Origin of the sequence: Yinghuangia soli, assembly GCF_021502675.1 — a bacterium.
In the GTDB taxonomy this organism is placed as follows: Bacteria; Actinomycetota; Actinomycetes; order Streptomycetales; family Streptomycetaceae; genus Yinghuangia; species Yinghuangia soli.
Window position 1 is genome coordinate 1 of record NZ_JAKFHA010000062.1, and the last position, 791, is coordinate 791.

Genomic DNA, 791 nt, shown 5'->3' on the forward strand with positions numbered 1-791 from the left:
TTGAACTCCGGCGTGAACGAGCGGCGAGGCCGAGGCTTCTTCTTCCCCATGCTCTCCATGATGGACATCCTCCCCAGAGAGGCCAAAGCCCCTCATCCAGGGTGTCCGTCAAAGTGGATCAAGCCCAAGCCCCCTGCTCCGGCGAGTGCCATGCCGCACACGATGAAAAGCAGTGTGGCCAATCGGAGTCCGAGCGATGGTTCGAGTGCCTGGTGGAGCGCGGCAGTATCGGCGCGCTCCGCCGGGGTGTCGATGCTCGCGGCCAGCTCCGCTCCCCAGTCCGTGTAGAGGAACCAGCTCAGGACGCCTTCGGCGCACACGCCGAGCGCGGCGACCGCAGTGCCGATGCCGCTGAGCAGCATGAGGTGAATCGGAGCAGGGCGGGGAGGACGCCACGGTACGCCCACCCACGGTGGAGTCGGCAGCGGTCGCGGCGGTGGTCGGCCCGGCATCTATGCCCCCCGTCAGGCAAGTACGGCTTCTCCCAGGGTCGTGACGCGGCGTCAGCAGGGCCAGGTGCGAGCGGATTTGTGAGCCAACCGATGCGTGTGCGTCATCCGGGGCGATGCGGGCGTGGTTGTGCTGCGGGGCGTCAGACGGTCGGCGCCGGGTGGTCCGATGCGTCCGAGGCGGTCGCGGGCGGCGCCGGTATCGGAGCCTGTATCGGGGCGGGGAGCGGCGCGGGGAGCGGAGTGGAGATGGGCTTTGCCAGGAGGAGGGTGATGGTGGCGGACGCGGCGGCCATGGTGACGATGGCCGCCGCGGGGGAGGTGAACAGGGCCACCGCACCG

The 791-nt window shown here is 69.5% G+C and carries 1 protein-coding gene and 1 pseudogene; both read right to left on the minus strand.

The window, feature by feature from the left end; genetic code table 11:
* Positions 1–92: 92 nt before the first annotated feature.
* Complete coding sequence (locus LZ495_RS42385) at positions 93–362, minus strand: hypothetical protein (RefSeq protein ID WP_235058599.1); 270 nt, start codon at positions 360–362, stop codon at positions 93–95.
* Between the two features lie 230 nt (positions 363–592).
* Positions 593–791: pseudogene (locus tag LZ495_RS42390) on the minus strand (hypothetical protein); the annotation flags it as partial.

Excerpts from the sequence above, each read along its gene's own strand:
- LZ495_RS42385 (WP_235058599.1), bottom strand. The coding sequence starts at position 362 with ATGCTGCTCAGCGGCATCGGCACTGCGGTCGCCGCGCTCGGCGTGTGC.